Consider the following 23,372-nt stretch of genomic DNA (forward strand, 5'->3'; position numbering starts at 1 on the left):
TGAACAGTAGGTTCCGAAGGGACGTAAACTCTCGGTATGGACCGTTTATACCTATTATTCTCTGTCGAAAGTAGCGTGAAAATTCCCCCTTCATTTCGACTGGAGCGCGCCTCTGAAGCTTCGAAGCGCTTTTGAAGTGGGGAACAGAAGGCGGCGCATGGAATTAGAGCGGGACGCGCTTGTCGAAATCGTCGTCTCTACGGTCGCCGTCGTGCTGTTTGTCGCGGTCGTCGTGGCCGTCGGGGCGACGTACACGAGAGATTCGCTGAGCAGCCAGGGTGCACTCGCACTCGTCGGCACCATCGTTGGCTTCGTGTTGTTGATGGCGGGAATCGGCTTCTGGCTCTCGCGAAAGAAGTAGACTCAGGCCTCTTCTGACTCGGCTTCTGCGTTCTCCGTACGCCAGTCGGTGAGGTCATCGTCGTCCGCGTCGTCGATGGCTTTCTCGTAGTAGGCCATCGGGTGCGAGATGGTCTCACAGCGGTCGTCTTTGTTGATACAGTCGCCGTAGGATTGCATCGTCGCACACGACGGTGCCGAGTATTCGGTCGGACTCGTCGCCCCGCGGATATGATTCGTCTGATAGCGCGTAATCTCCTCACCGAAGCCGGGATTCACCTCGTAGAGCGAGACGATTTCGTCCGTGTCCATCCCGATACTGGCGAGGAAGGCGGTGATGGCGAACCGAGAGTGGTGCTCCAGATGTTCGCCCTTCTGAATCTTGTCGAGCAGCGCCTTCATGCACGGCGGGAACAGGTCGGGGACCACGGTGTCGATTTCGCGGGTGAGGTCGAGTTCCGAGATGACCTGCTCTAGGTGTTCGACCTCGTCTGCGAGCGACTCGGCGATGGCGTCGGGGACGTTCAGGGGGAGTCCGTCCTCGATGCGGTGTTGAACCGCCTGACGCAGGAGCTGGTGGCACTCTGCCTGCGTGACGGGGACCTGTCCGTCCGCGAGTTCGCGGTTGACGAGTCGCCACTCGTCGCCCCACATGTCCGCCGCGAGCAGGAGGTACGTCGCCACGTCGACGCGATAGCCTGCGCCGTCTTCGTGGACGTGGCTCGCGAGGTCGAATTCGGCGAGGAGTTGGTCGAACGAGAGGCGTTCTGTCTGCGTGCTCTTGAGTTCCGTGCGTTCCTCGAACTCCGCGACGAACTGTTCGTGGGCGGCTTTCGCCTCCGCACGGGCGTACCGCCGGGTGCAGATGTGAACGTCCACGAGCGAGACGAGCACGCGGGCGACGGGATACGAAAGCAGTTCCGTGCGGGCGCTCCGGTCGGGTTCGCCCACGTCACCGTCGGTGAGTGCGCCCTCCACGCGCGCCACGGCCCGCGCGACGACGGGGTCGTCCTCGCGGGCGACGAGTTCGGCGAGGTCCACGCCCGCCTCTTGGACCGCCTGCCGCGAGGCTGCGAGGAACGGGTATCTGGCGTGGAGTTGCTTCATTGAACTTCACCTTCTTGGTGAGTCCGAATAAATTGAATGGATTCTCGGAGAGTCGGGTTAGCTGTCTCGCATGAAGGCGAACGTGGTGCCAAGGTGCTTGCCGACGAGGACCGTGCCGTCGGTGACTGTTGGGGCTGAAACTGCGTCACCTTCGAGTTCGTATCGGGTCAGGAGTTCGCCCGAATTCGCGTCGTACTTGTGGAGTCGCCATTCGTCGGTGCCGGCGTAGATGCTATCACCTGCGACAGCGAGTTCGCCAAGTCCGACGTAATTGCTGTGCGGCGATGGACGAGTGTTGTGCTCCCATTCGACGGTCCCATCCGTCGGCGAGAGTCGGTAGAGCCGGTGGTTGTCGATGTCGTTTCCGAATGCGTCATCGTTACCTGCGGTGACGAACACCGCGTTGTCAGTCGAGACGATGGAATCGACGTAGGTGTTCTCGTCTTCGCGCCCGTGTGAGAACGTTTTCGACCAGCGTTCGATTCCGTCGATATCGTAGGCTACGAGGTTCGTCCGTGGGTCCTCGTTTCGTGTTTGACTTCCGGCGAGAACGGTGGTGTCGTAGGCTTCGAGCGATTCGAGTCGTGGACCGCGTTCGCTCCAGCCAAGCGTTCCAGTATGACGCTCTACGGCCCACAGACGGCCATTCGTGTCGTTGAAGATGACGAATGGACCGCCGATAACGGGCCCAGCCGCAAAGCCTTCGAGGCCGGGGCAGGTCTTTCCACTGAAGTCCCACTTCACGCTCCCGTCGGCAGCATCCAGTGCGTAGAGTTTCGACCACGGGTGGCGGTATTTCGTGCCAACGAACACCGTTCCGTCTGCGACGGCCACGTCGGTGTCGAGCGGTCGTTCTGGTGAGAAGCGCCACTGTTCGACGCCAGTAGCACGGTCGACAGCGTACAGCACATCGCGGTCAGCCACGAACACGGTTCCCTGTTCGCTTGCAGGGCCAAACTGGAGCGACCCCTGTGCAATGAACTCCCATTCCTGCTCGCCCGTCTCTGGGTCGAGGCCGTAGAGTCTACCGTCCGCGTCTGCCGTGACGGTCAGTTGCGTGCTGTCTGCGAGTGGCGAGGCGTGAGCCGCTTTCGTATCGAACCGCCATGCGAGTGATTCGGGCGGTGCGCCAAACTCGTAGACGCTCCCCCCGCCAGTCAGGTACAGTCGGCCGTCGGCGACGATTGGATTCGAGATGTAGGTCGAATTTGGTCGTGCAGGCAGAACGTTCAGGACATCCCCCGTTTCCGTGTCAAAGGTGAAGAGGTGATACTCCCCGTTATTGAGCTGTGCGAGGGCGAAAAGCTTCGAATCGGCCGCGACGATCGTGCTGTAGAACCCGGAAATCGCCATCTGATCCCAGGTGTCACCTCCGGGATGTGTGTCGTATTGGCGTTCCCAGCGATATTCTCCAGTCGCAGCATCGATTGCCCAGAACGTGTTGTAGCCGTCCCTCACGTAGACGGTGCCGTTCGCTACTGTTGGCTGTGAAACCCCCCGGTGATTCGTGACGTCTCGTGCCCAAATCGGCGTTCCGTCTGCTGAGTCGTAGGCGACGACTCGTCGTCCAACCGTGAGGTAAACGAGTCCATCTCCGACGACCGGGGAGACGCTCAATGGGGTTCCTCTATCGTCTCGCCACACCTCACTACCGTCGTCGGTCGAGATGGCGAGAATTCGCTGTTGGTCGGTGAAGTAGACAGTTCCGTCAGTGACGGCCGGTGCGTCGGGTTCCCCGTCGGACAGATTTCCGTGTTCGTTTTCTCGTGGGGACGGACCGGCGACTCGCCACGTCTCTGAACCGTCTTCGGTATCGAGTGCGACGAACGCGCTTCGGTGGCCGTCGACACCGATGAGTTTGAAAAAGACCTGTCCGTCTGCAAGTGTCCCGACAGAGGAATACTTTGCGTCTGATTCGTACCGCCAGAGCTCAGCCCCATCGGACCGCGAAAACGCGGCAACCTCGTTCTCGATGAATACCTGTTCACCAGATGCGACACCGACGACGATAACACGGTCTTCGTGGACGATTGGCGTATACTTCGACCCCGAATTGCCGATTTCTTTGCTCCAGGCTGTCGACTGGGACGCGAGGTCGATGGCCGACAGGTACAGTGTTCTATCAGTGTGTGAGGCCGTGACCTCGTGTACGACGTACGCAACGCCATCAGCGATTGCTGGCGCATAGGGGGCAGCCTCCGGCGTGTCGACGCTCCAACGGACCATCGCGTCCGTGTCTGGAGCGGCTTCTCCCGCTGCGTGCCAGGTGTTCTGTGAATCGTAGGCGTACATCGGATAGCCACTAATCGCCGTCTCTGCTGCCGCAACGTCGGAAAGTGTGGACAGACCCGCGCCTGTCACACCTGCGCCGAGGAGAGCACCGAGCGCTTGGAGGGTAGTACGTCGGTTAAGTTCCGTCATCGTCCAGAGATATTCTAAAAAGCCTGTAAGTGTCTTCTGGCTAAGAGAATAGCTAGACAAACCGAACGATCAGCAACCTATCGTGAAAAAACCGCAAGAAGTGAGGGTTAGTCGCTCTGGATACGCGGGGCGAGCATGTAGGTGACGCTGCCCTGGCCCTCTGCGAGTTCGAAGTGGAGTTTCACCGGGAACTCCTCGCCTAAGTCGATGGTGACCTCGCCGTCTTTCGGGATGGCCTTGTTCATATCCTTCAGATAGTCGAGCGAGAACAGCGAGCGGGCCTGCCCGGCCTGCAAGTCGATGAGGTCCTCGCGGGGGAGTTCCAGACGCACGTCGTCGGTGTCGCCCTCTGCGGAGACGTAGAACAACTCGTCTGCCTCTTCGACGCCCAGTGCGATGTGGTCAGAGACCATATCTGCGGCCTTGACTGCCCGGTCGATGTCGCGTCCCTCGATGACGACCTGTGCCGGCAGGTCCAGGTTGGGGATGTCCGGCTCCTGCCGGATGGAGTCGGGGTCGATGAGCGCGAGGGTATACTCTAAGCCCTCAATCTGGATGTGGAGCTTTCGCGTCTCCTCGTCCAGTTCGAGCTGCACGAGTTGGCCAGAGCTGGCCATCCCTGCGATGTTCTCCAGTCGGGAAAGATTAACGCCAATGACGCCGCCGTCCGCCTCGTAGGACTCGAAGGCGCTGGCATCGAGCGTGAGGTCCACCATCCCAACGTTCGCCGGGTCGACCGCCCGAATGGCGAACCCGTCCTCGTTGAGGTGGATTTTACACTCGTCTACCAGCACACTCACGGAATCAAGGGCCGTCCGGAGCGTTTCAGCGCTCACGATAGCCTTGAACATGTATTTCGGGGTACGAAAGCCCGGCATAAAAAGACTCGCGTTCGCGCCTGCGACTGCGCGCGTGCGCGAATCGCCGTGGCCGAGCGACATCGGCTAAGGGTGACCGACACGGCCTCCCGAAATCCGGTGATGACCGAACGCGAGAACGACCGTTGAACGGCTGAATCGATGCCCTGCCAGAGGCAGTCGCTCGGGGCGAGAGCGGCAGAAAAGCCGCCGCAACGCTTATCTGAATAGCTGTTCAATTATTCAATTATGACTCAGGACACGACGCGTCTGCGCCGTCTCATCGAGGACGAGCGTGGGACGTGCTGCGACGAGGCGCTCACGGAGCGACTGGACGAATTGAAGGCGCTCTCCGATGGGACCAGATCCCCGTTCGAGCGCGACGTGGCCGCGCTCAAGGCGCTTGGCAACGAGACGCGCTACGAAATCGTCCGCCTGCTCACCGTGGCGGACCGAGAACTGTGCGTCTGTGAGTTCTCGCCGCTACTGTCGGTGAGCGAGAGTGCCGTGAGCCACGCGCTTCGCGGCCTCACGGACGCTGGACTCGTCTCCCGTCGCAAAGAGGGGACGTGGCGGTACTACCAACCAACACCGCTTGCAGAACGGTTGCTGGCGGCGCTCGACGGCTCGCGAGGTGAGCAGGAATGAGCGACGAATCGGGGCTGTCGGCGCAAGCACAGCGGAGAGCCGTGCGAAACCGCTACGCGCAAATCGCGACGGAGTCAGGGACCAGCACTGACGCGGACGACGATTGCTGTGGGAGTTCCGACGGCTGCTGTGGCGACGAGGCGTCGCAGGCGGACTCGACGGCACTCGGCTACACTGACGACGACGTGGCGGCCGTCGCGGCCGGTGCGGACCTCGGACTCGGCTGTGGGAACCCGACGGCGCTCGCCTCGCTCGAAGCGGGCGAGACGGTTCTCGACCTCGGGTCGGGAGCTGGCTTCGACTGCTTCCTCGCCGCCCACCGCGTCGGGGAGACGGGCCGCGTCCTGGGCGTGGACATGACCGTCGAGATGGTCGAGAAAGCTCGTGCCAACGTCGAGAAGAACGACGCGACGAACGTCGAGTTCCGACTGGGCGAAATCGAGCACCTCCCCGTCGCAGACGAGACGGTCGACGTCGTCATCTCGAACTGCGTCGTGAACCTCTCGCCGGACAAGCCGCAGGTGTTCCGCGAGGCGTTCCGGGCGCTCAAGCCGGGCGGCCGTGTGGCGATTTCTGACGTCGTCATGACCGCCGACCTCCCCGACTCTGTTCGGCGCGACCCGGAATCGGTCGCCGCCTGCGTTGCGGGTGCGTCGACCATCGACGACCTCGAATCGGCGCTCGCTGCGGCGGGGTTCGAGGACATCGACATCGCGCCGAAAGACGACAGCGGGGAGTTCATCCGCGAGTGGGACGACTCGCTCGACTTGAGTGCGTACATCGTATCCGCGGACATCTCGGCGCGAAAACCGGCGCGCTGACCTCGCTCGGTCGAAGGGCGTAAGAAGCCGCGTTTCCTACGCCACGGCAATCAAATGCCGCGCAAAGACCACTATTACAACAAAGCCAAACAGGAGGGCTATCGCTCCCGTGCGGCCTACAAGCTGAAGCAACTGAACGAGGAGGCCCACCTCATCGAGAAGGGCGACACCGTGGTGGACCTCGGGGCCGCCCCCGGCGGGTGGCTCCAGGTCGCAAAGGAACTCACCGGCCCGTCGGGCACGGTCATCGGCGTCGACCTCCAGCGCATCAAGCCCATCGACGGCGTCGAGACCATCAAGGGCGACATGACGACCGACGAAATCAAGGACGCCGTCCGGGAGACGGCGGGCGAGGCCGACGTCGTCATCTCCGACATGGCCCCAAACATGACCGGCGAGTACAGCTTAGACGCTGCGCGCTCTGCCTACCTCGCTCGCCAGGCGTTCGAGACGGCGACGGATATCCTCGCCCCCGGCGGCGACTTCGTCGCGAAGATTTTCGACGGACAGGACGTGAAACCGCTGCGCGACGACATGGAACAGGAGTTCGAGTACGTCCGCGCCATTCACCCTGACGCCTCCCGCGACGAATCCTCCGAACTCTATCTGGTCGCGAAAGGGTTCCTCACCTCGCCGGTCCGCGAAGGCGACACCGTGGAAGTCACTATCGCGAACATCGGCAAGGAAGGCGACGGCGTCGCCAAACTCGACGGCTACACGCTGTTCGTGCCGGGCACGGAAGCGGGCGAGACCGTCGAGGTCAGGGTGACGGACATCAAGCCGCGCTTTGGCTTCGCAGAGCGCATCGACGACGAGTAAAAACCGATTTTGCTACTGCTCAATCAGCAGTGAGCCGACCAGGACGATTCGCGGATAGTCGACGTGAAAAACGGTAGTTACTCGAAGGCGAACTCGCCGGCGTCGGCGACCTGTTTCTCGCGGCGCGACGTGACGAAGCCCACGACGGCGTAGACGAACGGGGTGTCGCCGAGCGCGATGAGCAGTTTGAGGAGGTACTGGCCGATGATGAGGCCGGCGACCTGCACCAGCGGCAGTGGGTTGCCCGTCCCGAGCAGTTGGGGAACGAGGTAGAACGCGAGCGAGACGAAGATGACGGTGTCGATGACCTGGCTGCTCGCGGTCGAACCGATGTTGCGCAACCAGAGGTGTTCGCCGTTCGTGAACTCGCGAATCTTGTGGAACGCGAAGACGTCCCAGTTCTGACTCACGACGTAGGCGGCGAGACTGCCGATGACGATGTTCGTACTCGCGCCGAGGACGGACGCGAAGGTGGTCGCATCGACCGGCGAGAACTGGAATGCAGGGGCCTGAATCGTCGTCCAGACGAGCACCAGCATGACGAGCGTCATCCCGAAGCCGACGTTCACGAGCATGGTCGCCGGTTTGCGCCCGTAGAGTTCTGCGTAACAGTCAGAGGCGAAGAAGGTGAGCGCGTAGGCGAGCGCCGCGCCCGGCAAGATGAGCGTGTTGCCAGCTAGCGGCAGCGAGAATGGAATCGAGAAGGCGAGGACTTTCGAGGCGGTTAGCTGGGCCGTGACGAGTGCAGTGATAAACAGCGCGACGAGCGCGAGGCGTACTGGGTCCCCGGCATCACTCGTCATCGATTCTCCCGTGACGGTCGTCGATTTCGTCGAGGAGGTCGAGCATCTTGCGAATCGAGGCTCGAATCGCTTCGCTTCTGTTTACGAATTTGCCGTCTTCCCCCACGTGGGCATCGAGGTCAGAAAGAAGTTCCTCTGGAACCTCAACGCTGATTTTTGGCATGGTAGGATGTTACTGGAAGAATACTTAAATCCTCTCTTGGGAGTCCACGAGAGAATGTCTCTCCCGCCCGAAATCAGCCAAATCGCCGGTTAATCGGCCCCAGCGCGTTCTTTTTCGGGAACGCGACGACCGCCGAGGGTCACGACCCAGAGCAAGCCGAGGCCGAGGAAGTACGCGAGCAGCGTCGGAATCGCGAGGATGAACATCATGAACATCCCGCCCGGCGCGCCGAAGGCGGCGATTGCGAGGATGCCGATGGTCACTTCACGCCAGCGGGTGCGGAAAGTGCGGTAGGTGATGATACGCCCGCGGTGGAACAGCAGCATCGAGACGGGAATCATCCCGAGGATGCCGATGCCGGCGGTCGTGAGGAACACGAGCCACCCGAAGGCGTTGATGCGGTAGGAGATGATCATGTTCGCCTGAATCGCGTCTGCGGCGAGCCACGAGACGATGGTCGGTGCGACGTACGAGTATCCGACCATCGTTCCGGCACCGATGCCGACCAGCATCGAGAGGCCCCACAGGAGCAGAACGTTGCGGTTCCCGCGGGCGAAGCCGCGCTCTTTGAGCGACGGCCACGCGAAATAGAGCAATACCGGAATCACTGAGACGGCGGCGAGGACGGTTGCGATTTTCACCTCGAAGATGAGCGCCTCGACCGGGTGAAGCGCGACGATACCGAAGTCGATGCCGTCTGCGGCGATGGCCTCTGGAACCTTGCTCAGGAAGTTGTCCCGGATGATTTTGATGCCACCCGAGTAGAGGAAGATGAACACGCTCGCGAGGACGAGCATGAACGTCCCCACAATCCAGAATGCTTTCGAGGTGAGACTTTCGAGGATGAACGCGATGTCGTAGTAGTAGCCGCCGATGTCGTCTTCGGTCTTCTCGTCCTCGGAGAAGGCGTTCACGATACCGGTCGTCGTGCGGGTGATGGCGCTCCCCGATTCCTCGTCGGTGTCGTCGGGGCGAACGTCATCGACGTCGCCGTCTGCGGCGTCTGTATTCGCCGCAGGAGCCTCCGCGTCCTCGTCTTCTGGCATATCGTTGACGGCGGCGGCAGTCGCGCCGTTCTCGACGGGGTCAGCCTCGACGGCTTCTTGCACCTCGTCGAAGCGGTCTAAGATGGCCTGTGCCTTGTCGGCGTCGTCGTCCTGCATCGCCGTGCTGGCGTGCTGGAGCGCCTCGTCTTCGGACATGGCCGCGAACACTTCCGTGGGTGCGGCATAGATAGCGGCGGCGTCAAGGCTGTCGATGTCGATTTCCGCTGGGTCGCCCGCGCTCGCTGGACTCGGCGCGTCGCGCTGGCGGCGCGTCGAGACGAGCACCTTCGTCAGGCCGAGACTGAACCCGTAGAGGAAGAGCAGCGGCACGGCCCACATAATCTGGGTGAAGGGGTCTGGCGGCGAGAACAGCGCCCCGAAGATGAAGATGGCGACGACGGCGTGACGCCACTTATCGCGCCACGTCTCGTAGGGGACGATTTCGATGTACGCGAGGCCGGTCATCGCGAGCGGGAGCTGGGCGGCGAGGCCGAAGGAGAGGGTCAACAGGAAGACGAACTGCGCCCAGTGGACGATGGAGTACGTCGGCTGGAATCCGCCCTGAATCGCATTCCCGGCGAGGAACTCGAACATGAGCGGGAAGAAGAGGGCGTAAGCGTAGACGACGCCGCCGACGAACAGTCCGAGGCTCAGCGTGAGGATGAAGGTGAATTTCCAGAGGCCGATGCGCTGGGTCGGCCAGAGGCCGCGTTCACGGAGCGCGTCGCGGGAGTAGTACAGGAGGAAGGGAATGGCGAGCAAGATACCCACGACGAGGCCGATTTTCACTTGCAAGAGGATGACGTCGAACGGTGTGACGGCGATGACGTCGGTCTGGTCTGCGACGTCTGGGCCCATTTTCGAGAACAGGTCCGCCTTGAGTTGGACCCAGACGAACTCGCGCAGGGCGTAGATAGTGCCCATCAGCCCGATGACGAACACGATGAAGACCTTCTGTAGATGGGTCTGTGCCGTGCTGAGCATCGCGCCGACCGTTTCCCGACCACTGGCGACAGCGCGTTTCGTGTCGTCGTCTATCGCTCCAGACATCCCCGTATCTGGCGAAGGTAGCCCGGTCTGAGTTATCAATCTTGTTCTCTGCGCGGAGAAGAAAGTTTACAAACGTTGGCCTGACTATCAGCGAGTAATGACGGGAGTGTCGGAGGGTTCGGACGATGGCTGACCACTTCTCAGCCCCAGCCGTAAACGAAGATGGCTCTGTGCAGAACGGGCCGGCGTCTGACAAGGAGATGCCGCTTGCGGACCACATCGAGGAAATGGTCCGCCGGACGGGCGTCGTCCTCGTCATCATGGCCGTGATAAGCGGCATCGTGTTCCCCTTCGCAGACCAGATCATCAACTTCCTCTGGAACAACATTCTCCCGGGAACCGACGTGGCACGACCCCGACTCTACCACCCGCTCGCGCTGGTCCTCGCGCGGCTGAAAGTCGCCTCGCTCGCCGGGTTCATCATCGCGTTACCCGTGTTCGTCTACGAGACGTACCTGTTCATGCGTCCCGGCCTCTACAAGCACGAGCGCCGGTACTATCTCGCGGCCGTCCCGACGAGTCTCATCCTCGCGTTCATCGGCGTTGCCTTCGCGTTCTACCTCGTTCTCCCGACCATTTTCACCTACTTCACCTACTACACCCAGGGAGCCGCGACTGTCGCCTACGGCCTGACCGAGACGTTCAACCTCATCGTCCTGCTGATGGGCTTTTTCGCGCTCATCTTCCAGATTCCGCTCATGGTCATGCTCGCCATCATGATGGGACTGACCACCCGCCAGTGGCTCGCAGACCGTCGCCTCTACTTCTGGGGGGCGTTCGCGGGTATCGCGTTCCTGTTCAGCCCCGACCCGACCGGGATGGCACCTATCATCGTCGCGGCCACGATGATTGCCCTGTTCGAGGGGACGCTGTTGCTCCTGCGCTGGACCCAGCGGTAACACTCTTTTCTCCCCCCTCCCTCTCACCGGACGATGAGAGTGTTGCTGGTTCGCCACGGCGAGACGCACTGGAACCGCGAGCGACGCATGCAGGGGTGGGCTCCCTCACGGCTCACCGAAAACGGCGAGCAACAGGCCCGGGTCACGGGTGAGACCCTCGCGGCGGAGTACGACATCGCCCACATCTACGCCTCAGACCTGACGCGCACTCGGGAGACGACGGTGCACATTCGCGAGTCGGTAGAGGCAGACGCTACCTTCGACTCGGCGTGGCGTGAACGTGACCTCGGCGTCTATCAGGGACTCACCCACGACGAGATAACCGAGCGATTCCCCGAATTCTCGCTCACGCGAGCGGGCCTCGAAGCCGCGGCGAAAGTACCGGAAGGTGGAGAAAGTCTCGTACAGGTCAGAGACCGCGTGCTCTCCGGCTGGGAGGACCTCACCGAGAATCACCGCGAAGGCGACACCGTCCTCGTAGTGAGCCACGGCGGGCCGATGTACCTGTTGCTCGGCCACCTGCAGGGTCACGACATCGTCGAGAGTTACACCCGACTGCGCCTGAAGAACTGTTCGGTCTCAGAAATCGCGGTCGAGGAGGAGTCCCGCGTGGTGCGGGAAAACGAGACGCCGTACTAGTTGTCGGGTCGCTTCGGACTACTTACCGGTCGGGTACTCAGCGTCGAAGACGTTCTCGACGAGCGGTTCGTCGGCCGCCGTGGCCTGCCCGGCGGGACTCACGCTGCCGGTGCGATAGCCAAAGAGGTCGAGGGTGACGTGGTCAAAGCCGGCGTCCTTGATGTGGTCACGGGCGGCGCGGATGAAGTCAGCGTCTAAGGCACGGTCCAGTTCGTCCTCGGCGATTTCGATGCGGGCGAGGCCGTCGTGGTCGCGCACGCGGAACTGCGAGAAGCCCCACGTTCTGAGGAGTTGTTCTGCCTTGTCCACGCGAGAGAGGCGTTCTTCGGTGACTTCGAGACCGGTCGGAATGCGCGAGGAGAGACACGCCATCGCCGGTTTGTCGGCGACTGAGAGGTCGTACATATCCGCAATCTGGCGCACCTCGTCTTTGGTGATTCCCTGGGCGACGAGCGGGGAGTAGGCGTTTAACTCCTCGACGGCGCGCAGGCCGGGACGGTGGCCCTCGCCGAGGTCGGAGGCGTTCGTGCCGTCGCAGACGATTTCGATGTCGAGCTCTCGGGCCTTGTCGAACATCTTGCCGAGGCGCATCGTCCGGCAGTGGTAGCACCGGTCTTCGTCGTTTTTCACGAAGTCGGGGCTGTCGAGTTCGCTGAACTCGACGATTTCGTGCCGGATGCCGATTTCGTCTGCGACCGAGACGGAGTCGTCCAGTTCGGCCGCCGGGAGCGTCTCACTCTTCGCCGTACAGGCCACCGCGTTCTCGCCGAGGGCGTCCGCGGCGAGTGCCGCGACCACGCTCGAATCGACACCGCCGCTGAAGGCGACGAGGACGCTGTCGCGCTGGGCGAGGTCCTCGCGGACGGCTGCTGCTTTCTCCTCAACCGTAGGCATAGACACGGCTACTTGCCGCGTAAACAAAAGTACGTTGTCCGCGGCGAATCCTATCAGCTGGGCGAAACGAGGGTGCGGTCAGACCGCCTCGTCCGGCTTTTCCGGCGGGGTCCCAGCGCGGTCGAGCGACGAGCGGAGAGCAACCCCGATGAGGAGCGCGAGGGTCAGCGAGACGAGCCCTGCGCCGAGCAAGAGCAGCGGGTAGCCCGTGACCGCGGCGAGACCCGCGAACAGCGCCGGGCCAGTCGCCCGTCCGAGGAAGGTGGTACTGTTGCGCAGGCTGAGCGCCCCGGCGCGGTACTCGCCGGTCACGAGGTCGCTAATGGCGGCGTCCACGGCGGGCATCGAGAGGCCAAGTCCGGCCCCCACGACCACCGCGCCGAGGGCGACGACGAGCGCGGAGGGGGCGAGCCACGCGACGACGAGACCGACGCCGAAACAGGCGAACCCGCCCGCGACGAGGAGGCGATTCGAGATGTGGCGGGCGAGTCGGCCGTTTTGCGTCGAGACGACGATTGACCCGACCTCCGCAGCCACGATGATACCGCCGATGAAGACCGGCGCGAGACCGTACTGTGCGGTGAGCAGGAACGGCAGAACCGTGAGAATTGCGCCGAACAACAGCAGTTCGGTGGCGAACGCCGCACCGTACAGGAACAGCGTGTTCGGCCCGGTGACTACTGAGAGCGCCCGCCGGATGTAGGCGACGCCGCGCGCCTCGCGGACGAGTGCCGGTTCTTCGAGCGCGAAGAGGGCGAACAGGCCCACGGGAATCGCGAGCAGACAGGCGAGGAAGGGGACGTTCCACCCGAAGGAGACGAGGATGCCGCCGACGAGCGGGAACAGCGCCGCGCCTGCAGAGAGCACCGCGATGTTCATCCCGAGGACGGCATTTCGTTGCGTTCCCTCGAAGGTGTCGCCGATGAGTGTGACCGTCGCGACGAACAGCCCGGCGGCCGCCGTGCCCTGAATCGCCCGGAGTGCGAGCACCCACTCGAATGACGGCGCGAAGTAGATGGCTCCGCCGGTGACGCCGAAGGCGAGCAAACTCGTGACGAGCACGCGCTTTCTGCCGAGGCGGTCTGCGAGCAGGCCGATGAACGGCGAGAGGACGATGCCGACGACGAAATAGGCGCTGACGACGAGGCTGGCACGCGCGTCGGTGACGGCGAAGGCGTCGCGGATGACCGGCAGCGCCGGAGCCACGAGCGGGACACCGAGCGGCGCGAGCAGCGTGCTCAACAGCACGACCTGTACCGTCCGCGAACGCCACGGCACGCGGTCTGGTCGAAGATTCTCAGCCATCAGGACGTCCCCCGGATGCCGACCGCACGGGCGGCACCCCATCCCCAACTCATGCGTAGAGATTCGCTGGCTGGGCGGATAATCCTGCGTCAAAACGTGGGTCGGCCGCCGGGACCGGACCGCGAACGCTTTTTGTCCCCGGGTGGGTATCACACGGCTGAATGGATTTCGAGGGTATCCCGGGCGTTGGCGAGAAAACCGCGGCCGCACTCGCGCAGCTCGACGACCCCGAGACGGCGCTCAAACGCGGCGACGTGCTGCGATTGGCGAGCGCCCCCGGCATCACTGAAGGGCGAGCGGCGAGCATCGCGCGGGCGGCGATTCGAGAGCAACACGGCGACCCCGGGACGTTCCTCGCGACGAATCGAGCCCGTGAACTCTATCAGGACACGCTTGCCCTCCTCCAGCAGCGCACCGTGACCACCTACGCGAAAAAGCGCCTGGAGACGCTGTTTCCGAGTTCGAAGCAATCACGCATCGACGAGGTGCGCGCCTTCGTCGACGATGCGACGACACGCGACCCGACGCCTGAGGTGTTGGAGGCGCTGACCGCCGTCGAACCGCTCGCCCACCCCCGAAACGTTCGGGTGCGCGACCGCTGTCTCGCGACGATGGACGCGGAAATCTACGCCGAGGCGAAGGAGGCCGTGCCTGAACTGAGCGTCGAAATCGTCGAGGACGCCCGCAGGCTCGGCGACCTGGCACGCGGCTACGCCACCGTCATCGCGCTCGACGAGGAATTCGCGGGCGTCGACATAGACGGCGACGTACAGGTGAAACCGAAGGCCTTCGAGAATCCCGTGGACATCGTCCCCGAGCGCACGCTCGCGTTTTTCGCGGCGAACCGCGAACGCCTCTCGGCGGCGATTCGCGTCCACCGCGCCGCCGACCTCGAACCGCCACAGGGCCTCGAACTGGATGCACTCGAAGCGGGCCTCACACGGCTGAACGACGACGGCACGGTGAAAGGTGACGAGGAGTTAGAACGCCTCACCGCGGCTGCGAACGACCTGGACGCGGCGGTGTCGATGGCCGAGAACGTGGCGAACGACCGGCTGCGCGAGGCGATTCAGGCCCGCGACGTGACCATCGAGGGGTCAGACCTGCTCTCGCTGGTCGAACAGGGTGCGGGCGTCGATTCGCTGCTGTCGCGAGAACTTGCAGACGAGTACGACGCAGCCATCGAGGCCGCCCGCGACCACCTCGTCGATTCCCTCTCGCTCGATTCGGGCGAGGCGGAAATCGGGCGGATGATTTTCGGCGAGGAGCCAACCTTCCCCGTCGGCCACCAGGAGCAGGTCGTGAATCGGTTACGTGAAGACCTGACCGTGGCCCGCGACCGCCGCGCGGCCCGGCGAAAGCGCGAGGTGGCCGTCGAACTCGACGGCATGACCGAGGCCGTCGAAGAACTCGTCTTCGCGTCGCTCGAACTCGACGTGGAACTGGCCATTGCTCGGTTCGTCGCGGATTACGACTGCGTGCTGCCCGACCTCGCGGGCGAAGGCTTCGACATCGAGGGCGGGCGCTCGCCTCTGCTCGACGTGCCCTTCGACGAGGTGGACCCGGTGGACTACGCCGTCGAGGGCGTGACGCTGCTCTCGGGGGTCAACAGCGGGGGGAAGACCTCCACGCTCGACCTCTGTGCCGTCGTCGTCATCCTCGCGCACATGGGGCTTCCCGTGCCCGCAGCGAAGGCGCGCATCAGCCTCGTCGAAGAGCTCCACTACCACGCGAAGACCCAGGGAACCCTCGACGCCGGCGCGTTCGAGAGCACGCTCCGTGACTTCGCGGGCCTGGTCACCGGCGACGCGAAGAAACTCGTCCTCGTGGACGAACTGGAGTCGATAACCGAACCCGGCGCGAGCGCGAAAATCATCGCCGGCATCCTCGAAGCGCTCTCGGAGCGCGACGACTCGGGCGTGTTCGTCTCTCACCTCGCGGGCGAGATTCGAGACGCCGCGGACTACGCGGTGGCGGTCGACGGCATCGAAGCCGTCGGTCTCGTGGACGGCGAACTCGTCGTGAATCGCTCGCCACAGAAAGACCACCTCGCCCGGTCGACGCCCGAGTTGATTGTTGAAAAACTCGCCGCCGAGGGTGACGCCACGTTCTACGGGCGGTTGCTCGAAAAGTTCGAAGCCTGAGCGCGCATTTACCCCTTCTCGCCGCCTACACTCCGTCAATGCCTGTCGTCTACCGCTGTCCAGTCAGAGGATGTGCATTCGTCGTGCAGGCGAATGACTCGAATCACGTCCTCGAACTGGCGCGCAAACACCACGACATGAGACACAACGTGCCCGTCTCCGGTGAAGAGGTCAGACGGGCGATGACGCACGTCTGACGCCGAGATACCCCAATTTGGCGAACAGTTAAGTAGCGTCACAGGCACGGTGAAAGTGATGGCTGATGACCCCGACGGGGGGATGCTTTCGTGGGACGAATCGGTGTTCCGGGACGAACACGTGTTCGAAATCGACTACGTCCCCGAGGTGTTCCGCCACCGCGAGACGCAGATGCGGAGCCTGAAGTACGCGCTCCGGCCAGCGGTGCGTGGGTCTCGTCCGCTGAACGTGATGATTCGCGGACCGCCCGGGACCGGCAAAACCACTGCCGTCCAGACGCTCTTTGGCGAACTCGAAGCCGAGACGGACGTGCGGACGGTGCGCGTAAACTGCCAGGTCGATTCGACGCGCTACTCGGTGTTCTCGCGCATCTTCCAGGGTATCTTCGAGTACGAACCGCCCTCCAGTGGCATCTCGTTCAAGAAACTGTTCGGACAGGTCACAGACCACCTCGTGGACGAAGACGAGGTGCTCGTGGTCGCGCTGGACGACGTGAACTACCTGTTCTACGAGTCCGAGGCCTCCGACACGCTCTACTCGCTGCTGCGCGCCCACGAGGCCCACGCCGGGGCGAAAATCGGCGTCATGGTAATCTCCTCTGACCTCGGCTTAGACGTCATCGAAGAACTCGACAGCCGCGTCCAGAGCGTGTTCCGCCCCGAAGAGGTATTCTTCCCGGCGTACGACGAATCTGCGATTCGCGACATCCTCGCAGACCGCGCAAAACGCGGCTTCCACGAAGGCGTCATCGAGGGCGACGTACTGGACCGCGTCGCCGCGCTCACCGCCGACACGGGCGACCTGCGCGTTGGCATCGACCTGCTCCGCAGAGCGGGCCTGAACGCGGAGATGCGCGCCAGTCGGGTCGTCACCGGGAAAGACGTGGAGGAAGCCTACGACAAGTCGAAGTTCATCCACCTCTCACGGAGTCTCCGGGGCCTCTCGGAACCCGAACGCGCCCTCATCAGGGTCATCGCAGAACACGAAGGTGAGCAAGCCGGCACCGTCTACGAGGCGTTCCACGAAGAGACGGACCTCGGCTACACGCGCTACTCGGAACTCATCAACAAACTCGACCAACTCGGCCTCATCGAAGCGCGATACACGAACGTCGAGGGGCGCGGCCGCTCGCGCGAGTTGACATTGAAATACGACGCGCAAGCCGTCCTCGACCGCCTCTAAAATCGCTCGACGTGTGGCCGGACGTCGAGTTCGAGCGTCCACGAGTCTTTTTCCTGTTCAATCAGATGCCAGTAGGAGTTCGCGATGGATTCAGGTTCGAGATACTGGTACGGGTCACCCTCTACGTCTGCATCGGAAACGGAGGGGTCGCGAATCTGCCCGTCGATGACGACGTGGGCGACGTGAATCCCCACCGGGCCGAGTTCGCGGGCCATCGACTCGGCCATGCCCCGGACGGCGAACTTGGCCGCTGAAAACGCGATGGCCCCCTCCTTGCCCCGAATCGAGGAGGTCGCTCCGGTGAAGATGATGGTTCCCTCGCCCGCTTCGAGCATGTCGGGGATGACCGCCTGCGAGCAGAGCAGGCCGCCGACGGCGGCGACCCGCCAGGCGGCTTCGAACTCAGCGGGGGTAACGTCGTGCACTCCCTTCCAGACCGAATCGCTCGCATTGTTGACGAGCACCGAGACCGGTCCGAGGCGCTCGTGAACCTCCTCGAAGGCGGCGGTCACGGCCGCCGGGTCTGCGACGTCCACGGGAATTGCGATGGCCCGCCCCGGTCCCGCTTCGAGTTCGGCGGCGAGTTCTCCGATGTAGTCACTCGACCGGGCGAACAGCGCGAGTTCACAACCCTCGACGGCGAATCGACGCGCGAGTGCGGCTCCGAGTCCGGGGCCGACACCCGCGATGACGACGGTCTTGCCCATTGCTACCAAAGAGCAGTTCCGAGGAGAAAAACCGTTGGTCTGCGTCGGGTTATTGGGAGTCTGCGACGATTCCGGTCGCCCGCTCGAACACTTCGTCTGCGCGTCCGGGGTCGCGGGCCTCAGCGGTCACGCGGATGAGCGGTTGCGTGCCCGAAGCGCGAAGTAGGAACCAGGCATCGCCGAGGTCCACGCGCACGCCGTCTAAGGTCTGAACATCGTCGAACTCGTTGTGGACGCGGGCTTCGATGGCGGCCATGAGTTCGTCCTTGTTCTCGACTTCGAGGCTCGTCCGGCGAATTGGGTACGGTTCGATGTCGCCGACGCGGTCCGCGAGCGGGCGCTTGCTCGCGAGTTCCACGAGGCGAACCGCGGCGAGCGGCCCGTCCGGGCAGAGCGTCTCTTCTGGCCAAATCCACGCGCCGGACGGCTCGCCGCCGAACACCACGTCCGGTTCGGTGGCACGTTCTGCGACGTACACGTCGCCGACTTTCGTCCGGGTGAGCGACGCGCCCTGGTCTGCGAGCAGGTCCGCGACGACGAGACTCGTGTCCACTGGGGCGGCGACGCGTTCTCCCGCGCCCGCTGCGTCGAGCGAGAAGAGCGCGAGGAGGATGTCCCCGGAGATGAACTCGCCCGCTCCGGTGACCGCCATCATGCGGTCTGCGTCACCGTCGTGGGCGATACCGAGGTCGGCGTCCGACGCGCCAACGAGCTGGCAGAGCGACTCGCAGGTTTCGGCGGTCGGTTCGCTCGGGCGACCCGGGAACCGGCCGTCCGGCTGTGCGTTCAGCGTCTCGACCTCACAGCCGAGGCGGGCGAGGGCTTCTGCGGTGACGCCGCCCGCACCGTTGCCAACGTCCACGATGACCGAGAGCGGTTCGGCGAGGTCCACGGCGTCGACGAGCGTCTGGACGTGGCGCTCTGCGCCGTCGCGCTCGATGCGCGTGCCGAGGCCTTCCCAGCCGACCGGTTCGAAGTACTCCTCGCGGATGCGTTCGGTGACCGCTTCGCGCTGGGCCTCGTCGAACGCTTGGCCCGAGGGGTTCCAGAGTTTGATGCCGTTGTCGGGGGCGGGGTTGTGCGACGCCGTAATCGAAACGCCCGCCGCTGCGTCCTCTGCGGCGACGGCGCGGGCGACGGTCGGCGTGGCCGCGAGGCCGATGTCGACGACGTCCGTGCCGCTCTCGCGGAGCCCGGCGACCAGCGCATCAGTCAAAAATTCGCCACTTTCTCGGGGGTCGCGGCCGACGACGACTCGGGCTGCGTCGGCGGCGAGGGCGCGCCCGACGGCGAGTGCGAGGTCGGCGGTCACGACCTCGCCGACGGGGCCTCGAATACCACTCGTTCCAAACATGATAGTGGCGACGGAGTACGACAATAAAAAGTGCGTGGCCGGAGGGCGCGCTTTTTCACTCCCCACGTCTATGGTGCCCACATGAAAACGACCGGCGGAAGCGACGACGCAAAGCGACGCGCGGGCGAACGCGCCGCGGAAGAAGCCACAGACGGGATGGTCGTCGGCCTCGGGACGGGTTCGACCACCGCCCACGCCATCCGCGCCCTCGGGCGGGCGGTGGATTCTGGCCTCGACATTTGCGGGATTCCGACCTCGTTTCAGTCACGCCAGTTGGCCATCGAGGCGGGCATCCCACTCACCGCGCTCGACGAAGTCGAGACGGTCCACCTCGCCATCGACGGGACAGACCAGTTCGCGGGCCGTCACCTGATAAAGGGCGGCGGCGCGGCCCACACCCGCGAGAAACTCGTCGATTCGGCCGCCGAGCGATTCGTCGTCGTCGCAGACCCCTCGAAGCAGGCTGAGGTCCTCGACCACCCGGTTCCGGTGGAAGTGCTGCCGGATGCCTGGACGGTCGTCACCGAGGAGATCGCGGCGAAAGTCGGTGGGGAAGCCACCCTGCGGGAAGCCGAACGCAAAGACGGGCCGGTCGTCACGGACAACGGAAATCTCGTCCTCGACTGTGACTTTGACGAAGTTCGCGACCCCGCCATGCTCGCGCTCGACCTCGCGGCGATTCCGGGCGTCGTCGAACACGGCCTGTTCATCAACCTCGTCGATACGGTGTACGTCGGAACCGACGACGGCGTCGAAGAACACCAGTTCTGACCGGGAGCTGTCGCTCTCGGCGAGAAGTGTGAAAGAATGGTTGGTGTCCCCCCAGGGGGAGTGCTATCCTATTTAAAGGTCGCGCGGCTGAACGGTCTTTCGGTCGTTCTCTTTTGCGCGACGTGCGGCGTCTTCGAGGAGCTCGGAGACTTCCTCGTCGAGTGCGTCGTAGAAGTCGGACGCAACGTTCATGTCATCGAGTGCTTCCTTGACGGCGGCTTTGACGATCAGGTCTGCCATACGCACGTCTGTTTCCCATCACCGTTTATAAGGTTTCTCAAATAGACTCGGTGTAAGAAGGCCCCTACCCTCTACAAACCCCCGTTTCGAGTCGATAACTAGGTACGCTCGTAGTGTGAACGTGCGAATATGCGCGACATCTTAGAAGCGGTAGCGGCGGGCGACCTGAGCGTCGCGGCCGCAGAAGCGGAACTGGCCGGGTACGCAACCGACGACGTCGGGCGGTTCGACGCCGCTCGCGAGACGCGAAGCGGCGTCCCGGAAGCCGTCTACGGGACCGGTAAGACGACCGAAGAAATCTGTGGCCTGGTTGCCACGTCGCTCGAAACGACGGGCCGGGCAATCGCGACTCGCCTCTCGATGGCCGACGCGAGCGCCGTCCGAGAACGCCTTCGCCCCGAATTCGAGGGGAGTCTCTCGTTCGACGAACGCTCAGGCGTGCTTCGGGCGCACGCCCCGGAGTTCGAGCGCCGGGACCTCGACGCGACGGTGGGCATCGTCACAGCAGGCACCGCAGACGGCGGCCCGGCGGGCGAGGCGGCTGCCATCGTGAGCGAGATGGGCGCGACCGTCAAGCGAATCGACGACGTTGGCGTCGCCGGGATTCACCGGCTGTTCGACAACCTCGCGAACATGCGCGCGGTGGACGTGCTCATCGTCGCCGCGGGCCGAGAGGGGGCACTCCCCACGGTCATCGCCGGTCTCGTGGACGTGCCCGTCATCGCCCTCCCTATCGCCTCGGGATACGGTCGCGGTGGCGACGGCGAGGCCGCCCTCCTCGGGATGCTCCAGTCGTGTACCATGCTCACGACGGTGAACGTGGACGCGGGATTTGTCGCGGGCGCGCAGGCCGGACTGATAGCCCGTCGCCTCCACGCCGCGCGAAACGAATCCGCGTAGGCCTGAACGAGGCGAATATTGCACGAATATCTGAAGAATATATAACGAATCGTGCAAGAGTATATCAAGGTACGACACGAACGAGTCGTGCCGGTAGACAATTGCCGGTACGTGAGATATGCCAGAGTGCAATTACTGTGGCGCGCACGTGTCCGACCGCTTCGCGCGGGTATTCGCGGACGAGAATGGTTTGGTGAACGCATGTCCGAACTGTTCGGCGAATGCGGGAATTGCGGAGGCATCCAGGACTCGTGCGGATCGGCAACTCGCCAGATAAGGACGCGGAACTGTATCGCCAAGAAACCAACTTCGGCGCTTTTCCCTCTCTACCCCCATTCTCGGCTCCGAAATGACTACACGATAGCGCCGCGACTGTCCACGTGAATGCACTTCGTCTACATGCTGGAGTGTGGCGACGGGACGCTCTACACGGGCTACACGACCGACGTAGCGCGCCGCGTCGAAGAACACAACGCCGGAACCGGCGCGAAGTACACTCGCGGGCGAACCCCGGTCGAACTCGTCTACACCGAATCGTTCGAGACGAAGTCGGGGGCGATGAGCCGCGAGTACGAAATCAAGCAGTTTTCCAGAGCACGCAAAGAGCGACTGGTCGAGTCGGCAATTTCTGCAGGCCCGTAGCAACGACCTTTTTCACCCCCCGCAAGGAGTGTCGCACATGGACGAAATCTCGTTTGGCACCGACGGGTGGCGCGCGACGCTCGACGTGTTCACCACCCCGCGCGTGCGCATGGTCGGCCAGGCCGTCGCCTCCTATCTCGCCACGACCGACGAGCAGCGCCCGCTCGCCATCGGCTACGACGCCCGCGAGACCTCCCGCGAGTTCGCAGACGCCCTCGCTGGCGTACTCACGGCGAACGGCTTCGACGTGGTGATGCCACCCCGGGACTGCCCGACGCCGGTCGTCGCGTGGAACATCGTCGAGCGCGGCCTCGCGGGGGCGCTCATGGTCACCGCCAGCCACAACCCGCCCGAGTACAACGGCGTGAAATTCATCCCTGACGACGGCGCACCCGCGTTGCCCGACGTCACGGACGAAATCGTGAGCCACCTCGCCGAACCCGAAGGGCTGCCCGAGGCCGACCACGGCACGGTCGAGGAAGTGGACTTCGTCGGCTCCCACCGCGAGCAGGCACTCTCGCTCGTGGACGGCAACCTCTCGGGTCTGACGGTCGCCTACGACGCGATGCACGGTTCGGGACGCGGCGTCACCGACGCCCTGCTCGAAGCCGCGGGCGCGGAGGTCATCCGCCTGCGCGAGGAGCGCGACGTGACCTTCGGCGGAACCCCGCCGGAACCGAACGCGGAGAACCTGCAGGCGCTCGCAGATTACGTCGAATCCGGTGAGGCCGACCTCGGCGTGGCGAACGACGGCGACGCAGACCGCATCGGCGTGGTGACCCCAGAACGCGGCTACCTGAGCGCGAACCACTTCTTCGCCGCCATCTACGACTACCTGCTCGAATCCGACACGGGGCCGGCCGTCCGGACGGTTTCGACGACGTACCTCATCGACCGTATCGCCGAGGCGCACGGCCAAGAGGTCGTGGAGACGGCAGTCGGGTTCAAGTGGGTCGCGCAGGCGATGCAGGACCACGACGCCCTGATGGGTGGCGAGGAGTCGGGTGGGTTCTCCATCCGCGGGCACGTCCCCGAGAAAGACGGCGTCCTGATGGCCCTGCTCGCGGCGGTTGCCGAATCCGAAAAATCCCTCGACCAGCGCGTTACGGACCTGCTCGCAGAACACGGCGAGATTCACCAGAGCAAGAGTAGTCTGGATTGCCCCGATTCGGAGAAAGCGCGGGTCATCGCGGCACTCGACGGCGACCTGCCCGAGACGGTGGCCGGCGTGAGCGTGAAGAACGTGAACGCCACGGACGGCTTCAAAATCGTCCTCGAAGACGGGTCGTGGCTGCTCGTCCGGCCGTCTGGAACCGAACCGAAACTGCGGGTGTACGCCGAAGCAGGCAGTACCGAGCGCGTGGGCGAACTGCTGGACGCGGGCCGCGAACTGGTCGAACCGCTCGTCTGAACGCGGCAGCTT

General features: G+C 63.8%; 24 protein-coding genes. 13 read left to right on the forward strand and 11 right to left on the reverse strand.

What is annotated here, in order from left to right:
* The first annotated feature begins 157 nt into the window (after nt 1–157).
* On the forward strand, nt 158–361 hold the full coding sequence (locus P1M51_RS14205) for a hypothetical protein (protein WP_276245823.1): 204 nt from the start codon (nt 158–160) through the stop codon (nt 359–361).
* A 2-nt stretch (nt 362–363) separates the two neighbouring features.
* On the opposite strand, the gene priL is transcribed toward P1M51_RS14205, so the two are convergent.
* The 3 genes from priL to P1M51_RS14220 form a co-directional block, all read right to left on the reverse strand.
* Nucleotides 364–1,446, reverse strand: coding sequence for a DNA primase regulatory subunit PriL (gene priL / locus P1M51_RS14210; protein ID WP_276274633.1), 1,083 nt, complete (start codon nt 1,444–1,446; stop codon nt 364–366).
* 57 nt (nt 1,447–1,503) lie between these two features.
* A complete protein-coding gene (locus P1M51_RS14215) occupies nt 1,504–3,867 on the reverse strand; it encodes a PQQ-binding-like beta-propeller repeat protein (protein WP_276274634.1) in 2,364 nt (787 codons plus the stop codon).
* A 107-nt stretch (nt 3,868–3,974) separates the two neighbouring features.
* Complete coding sequence (locus P1M51_RS14220; protein ID WP_276245826.1) at nt 3,975–4,718, reverse strand: DNA polymerase sliding clamp; 744 nt, start codon at nt 4,716–4,718, stop codon at nt 3,975–3,977.
* A gap of 255 nt (nt 4,719–4,973) precedes the next feature.
* Here P1M51_RS14220 and P1M51_RS14225 point away from each other — a divergent pair, with 255 nt between their 5' ends.
* The 3 genes from P1M51_RS14225 to P1M51_RS14235 are packed head-to-tail and all read left to right on the forward strand — an operon-like array spanning nt 4,974 to nt 7,012.
* Complete coding sequence (locus P1M51_RS14225) at nt 4,974–5,372, forward strand: metalloregulator ArsR/SmtB family transcription factor (RefSeq protein WP_276245827.1); 399 nt, start codon at nt 4,974–4,976, stop codon at nt 5,370–5,372.
* Nucleotides 5,369–6,193, forward strand: coding sequence for an arsenite methyltransferase (locus P1M51_RS14230; protein WP_276274635.1), 825 nt, complete (start codon nt 5,369–5,371; stop codon nt 6,191–6,193). Before P1M51_RS14225 ends, P1M51_RS14230 begins: the two co-directional genes overlap by 4 nt.
* Nucleotides 6,194–6,247: 54 nt before the next feature.
* On the forward strand, nt 6,248–7,012 hold the full coding sequence (locus P1M51_RS14235) for a 23S rRNA (uridine(2552)-2'-O)-methyltransferase (protein ID WP_276245829.1): 765 nt from the start codon (nt 6,248–6,250) through the stop codon (nt 7,010–7,012).
* Nucleotides 7,013–7,089: 77 nt separating this feature from the next.
* Here P1M51_RS14235 and P1M51_RS14240 read toward each other — a convergent pair whose 3' ends face one another.
* The 3 genes from P1M51_RS14240 to P1M51_RS14250 form a co-directional block, all read right to left on the reverse strand.
* On the reverse strand, nt 7,090–7,815 hold the full coding sequence (locus P1M51_RS14240) for a queuosine precursor transporter (protein WP_276245830.1): 726 nt from the start codon (nt 7,813–7,815) through the stop codon (nt 7,090–7,092).
* Nucleotides 7,805–7,978 carry a ribbon-helix-helix domain-containing protein gene (locus tag P1M51_RS14245; protein WP_276245831.1) on the reverse strand — a complete coding sequence of 58 codons (174 nt, stop codon included), beginning with the start codon at nt 7,976–7,978 and terminating at the stop codon, nt 7,805–7,807. The genes P1M51_RS14240 and P1M51_RS14245 overlap by 11 nt, the downstream gene beginning before the upstream one ends.
* Nucleotides 7,979–8,067: 89 nt before the next feature.
* Nucleotides 8,068–10,074 carry a twin-arginine translocase subunit TatC gene (locus tag P1M51_RS14250; RefSeq protein ID WP_276245832.1) on the reverse strand — a complete coding sequence of 669 codons (2,007 nt, stop codon included), beginning with the start codon at nt 10,072–10,074 and terminating at the stop codon, nt 8,068–8,070.
* A gap of 125 nt (nt 10,075–10,199) precedes the next feature.
* Here P1M51_RS14250 and P1M51_RS14255 point away from each other — a divergent pair, with 125 nt between their 5' ends.
* Nucleotides 10,200–10,973, forward strand: a complete 774-nt coding sequence (locus tag P1M51_RS14255) for a twin-arginine translocase subunit TatC (RefSeq protein WP_276245833.1) — start codon at nt 10,200–10,202, stop codon at nt 10,971–10,973.
* 33 nt (nt 10,974–11,006) lie between these two features.
* Nucleotides 11,007–11,612, forward strand: a complete 606-nt coding sequence (locus P1M51_RS14260; protein WP_276245834.1) for a histidine phosphatase family protein — start codon at nt 11,007–11,009, stop codon at nt 11,610–11,612.
* An 18-nt stretch (nt 11,613–11,630) separates the two neighbouring features.
* On the opposite strand, the gene larE is transcribed toward P1M51_RS14260, so the two are convergent.
* Both larE and P1M51_RS14270 read right to left on the reverse strand, forming a co-directional pair.
* Nucleotides 11,631–12,506, reverse strand: coding sequence for an ATP-dependent sacrificial sulfur transferase LarE (gene larE, locus P1M51_RS14265; RefSeq protein ID WP_276245835.1), 876 nt, complete (start codon nt 12,504–12,506; stop codon nt 11,631–11,633).
* 78 nt (nt 12,507–12,584) lie between these two features.
* Nucleotides 12,585–13,811, reverse strand: coding sequence for an MFS transporter (locus tag P1M51_RS14270; protein WP_276274636.1), 1,227 nt, complete (start codon nt 13,809–13,811; stop codon nt 12,585–12,587).
* Nucleotides 13,812–13,972: 161 nt separating this feature from the next.
* On the opposite strand from P1M51_RS14270, the gene P1M51_RS14275 reads away from it, so the two are divergent.
* The 3 genes from P1M51_RS14275 to P1M51_RS14285 are packed head-to-tail and all read left to right on the forward strand — an operon-like array spanning nt 13,973 to nt 17,335.
* Nucleotides 13,973–15,955, forward strand: a complete 1,983-nt coding sequence (locus tag P1M51_RS14275; protein ID WP_276245837.1) for an endonuclease MutS2 — start codon at nt 13,973–13,975, stop codon at nt 15,953–15,955.
* Nucleotides 15,956–15,993: 38 nt separating this feature from the next.
* A complete protein-coding gene (locus P1M51_RS14280) occupies nt 15,994–16,152 on the forward strand; it encodes a hypothetical protein (RefSeq protein WP_276245838.1) in 159 nt (52 codons plus the stop codon).
* A gap of 58 nt (nt 16,153–16,210) precedes the next feature.
* A complete protein-coding gene (locus P1M51_RS14285; protein ID WP_276245839.1) occupies nt 16,211–17,335 on the forward strand; it encodes an ORC1-type DNA replication protein in 1,125 nt (374 codons plus the stop codon).
* On the opposite strand, the gene P1M51_RS14290 is transcribed toward P1M51_RS14285, so the two are convergent.
* A complete protein-coding gene (locus tag P1M51_RS14290) occupies nt 17,332–18,042 on the reverse strand; it encodes an SDR family NAD(P)-dependent oxidoreductase (RefSeq protein ID WP_276274637.1) in 711 nt (236 codons plus the stop codon). The genes P1M51_RS14285 and P1M51_RS14290 overlap by 4 nt on opposite strands.
* Before the next feature lie 49 nt (nt 18,043–18,091).
* Nucleotides 18,092–19,396 carry a phosphoglucosamine mutase gene (gene glmM, locus P1M51_RS14295; RefSeq protein ID WP_276274638.1) on the reverse strand — a complete coding sequence of 435 codons (1,305 nt, stop codon included), beginning with the start codon at nt 19,394–19,396 and terminating at the stop codon, nt 18,092–18,094.
* An 81-nt stretch (nt 19,397–19,477) separates the two neighbouring features.
* Between glmM and rpiA the strand changes: the two genes are divergently transcribed.
* Nucleotides 19,478–20,167: a ribose-5-phosphate isomerase RpiA gene (gene rpiA / locus P1M51_RS14300; RefSeq protein ID WP_276274639.1), complete on the forward strand. Its 690-nt coding sequence runs from the start codon at nt 19,478–19,480 to the stop codon at nt 20,165–20,167.
* A 72-nt stretch (nt 20,168–20,239) separates the two neighbouring features.
* Here the strand turns inward: rpiA and P1M51_RS14305 are convergent, their stop codons facing one another.
* Nucleotides 20,240–20,407: a DUF1931 family protein gene (locus P1M51_RS14305; RefSeq protein WP_276245843.1), complete on the reverse strand. Its 168-nt coding sequence runs from the start codon at nt 20,405–20,407 to the stop codon at nt 20,240–20,242.
* Nucleotides 20,408–20,536: 129 nt separating this feature from the next.
* Between P1M51_RS14305 and larB the strand changes: the two genes are divergently transcribed.
* The 3 genes from larB to P1M51_RS14320 all read left to right on the forward strand — a co-directional run bounded on the left by larB (nt 20,537) and on the right by P1M51_RS14320 (nt 23,360).
* Entirely contained in the window at nt 20,537–21,307 is a 771-nt protein-coding gene (larB, locus tag P1M51_RS14310; RefSeq protein WP_276274640.1) for a nickel pincer cofactor biosynthesis protein LarB, read from the forward strand.
* A gap of 384 nt (nt 21,308–21,691) precedes the next feature.
* Complete coding sequence (locus tag P1M51_RS14315) at nt 21,692–21,949, forward strand: GIY-YIG nuclease family protein (RefSeq protein ID WP_276274641.1); 258 nt, start codon at nt 21,692–21,694, stop codon at nt 21,947–21,949.
* Between the two features lie 37 nt (nt 21,950–21,986).
* A complete protein-coding gene (locus P1M51_RS14320) occupies nt 21,987–23,360 on the forward strand; it encodes a phosphoglucomutase/phosphomannomutase family protein (RefSeq protein WP_276274642.1) in 1,374 nt (457 codons plus the stop codon).
* The last annotated feature ends 12 nt before the right edge of the window (nt 23,361–23,372 follow it).

It is taken from the genome of Haladaptatus sp. QDMS2 (genome assembly GCF_029338295.1).
In the GTDB taxonomy this organism is placed as follows: domain Archaea; phylum Halobacteriota; class Halobacteria; order Halobacteriales; family Halococcaceae; genus QDMS2.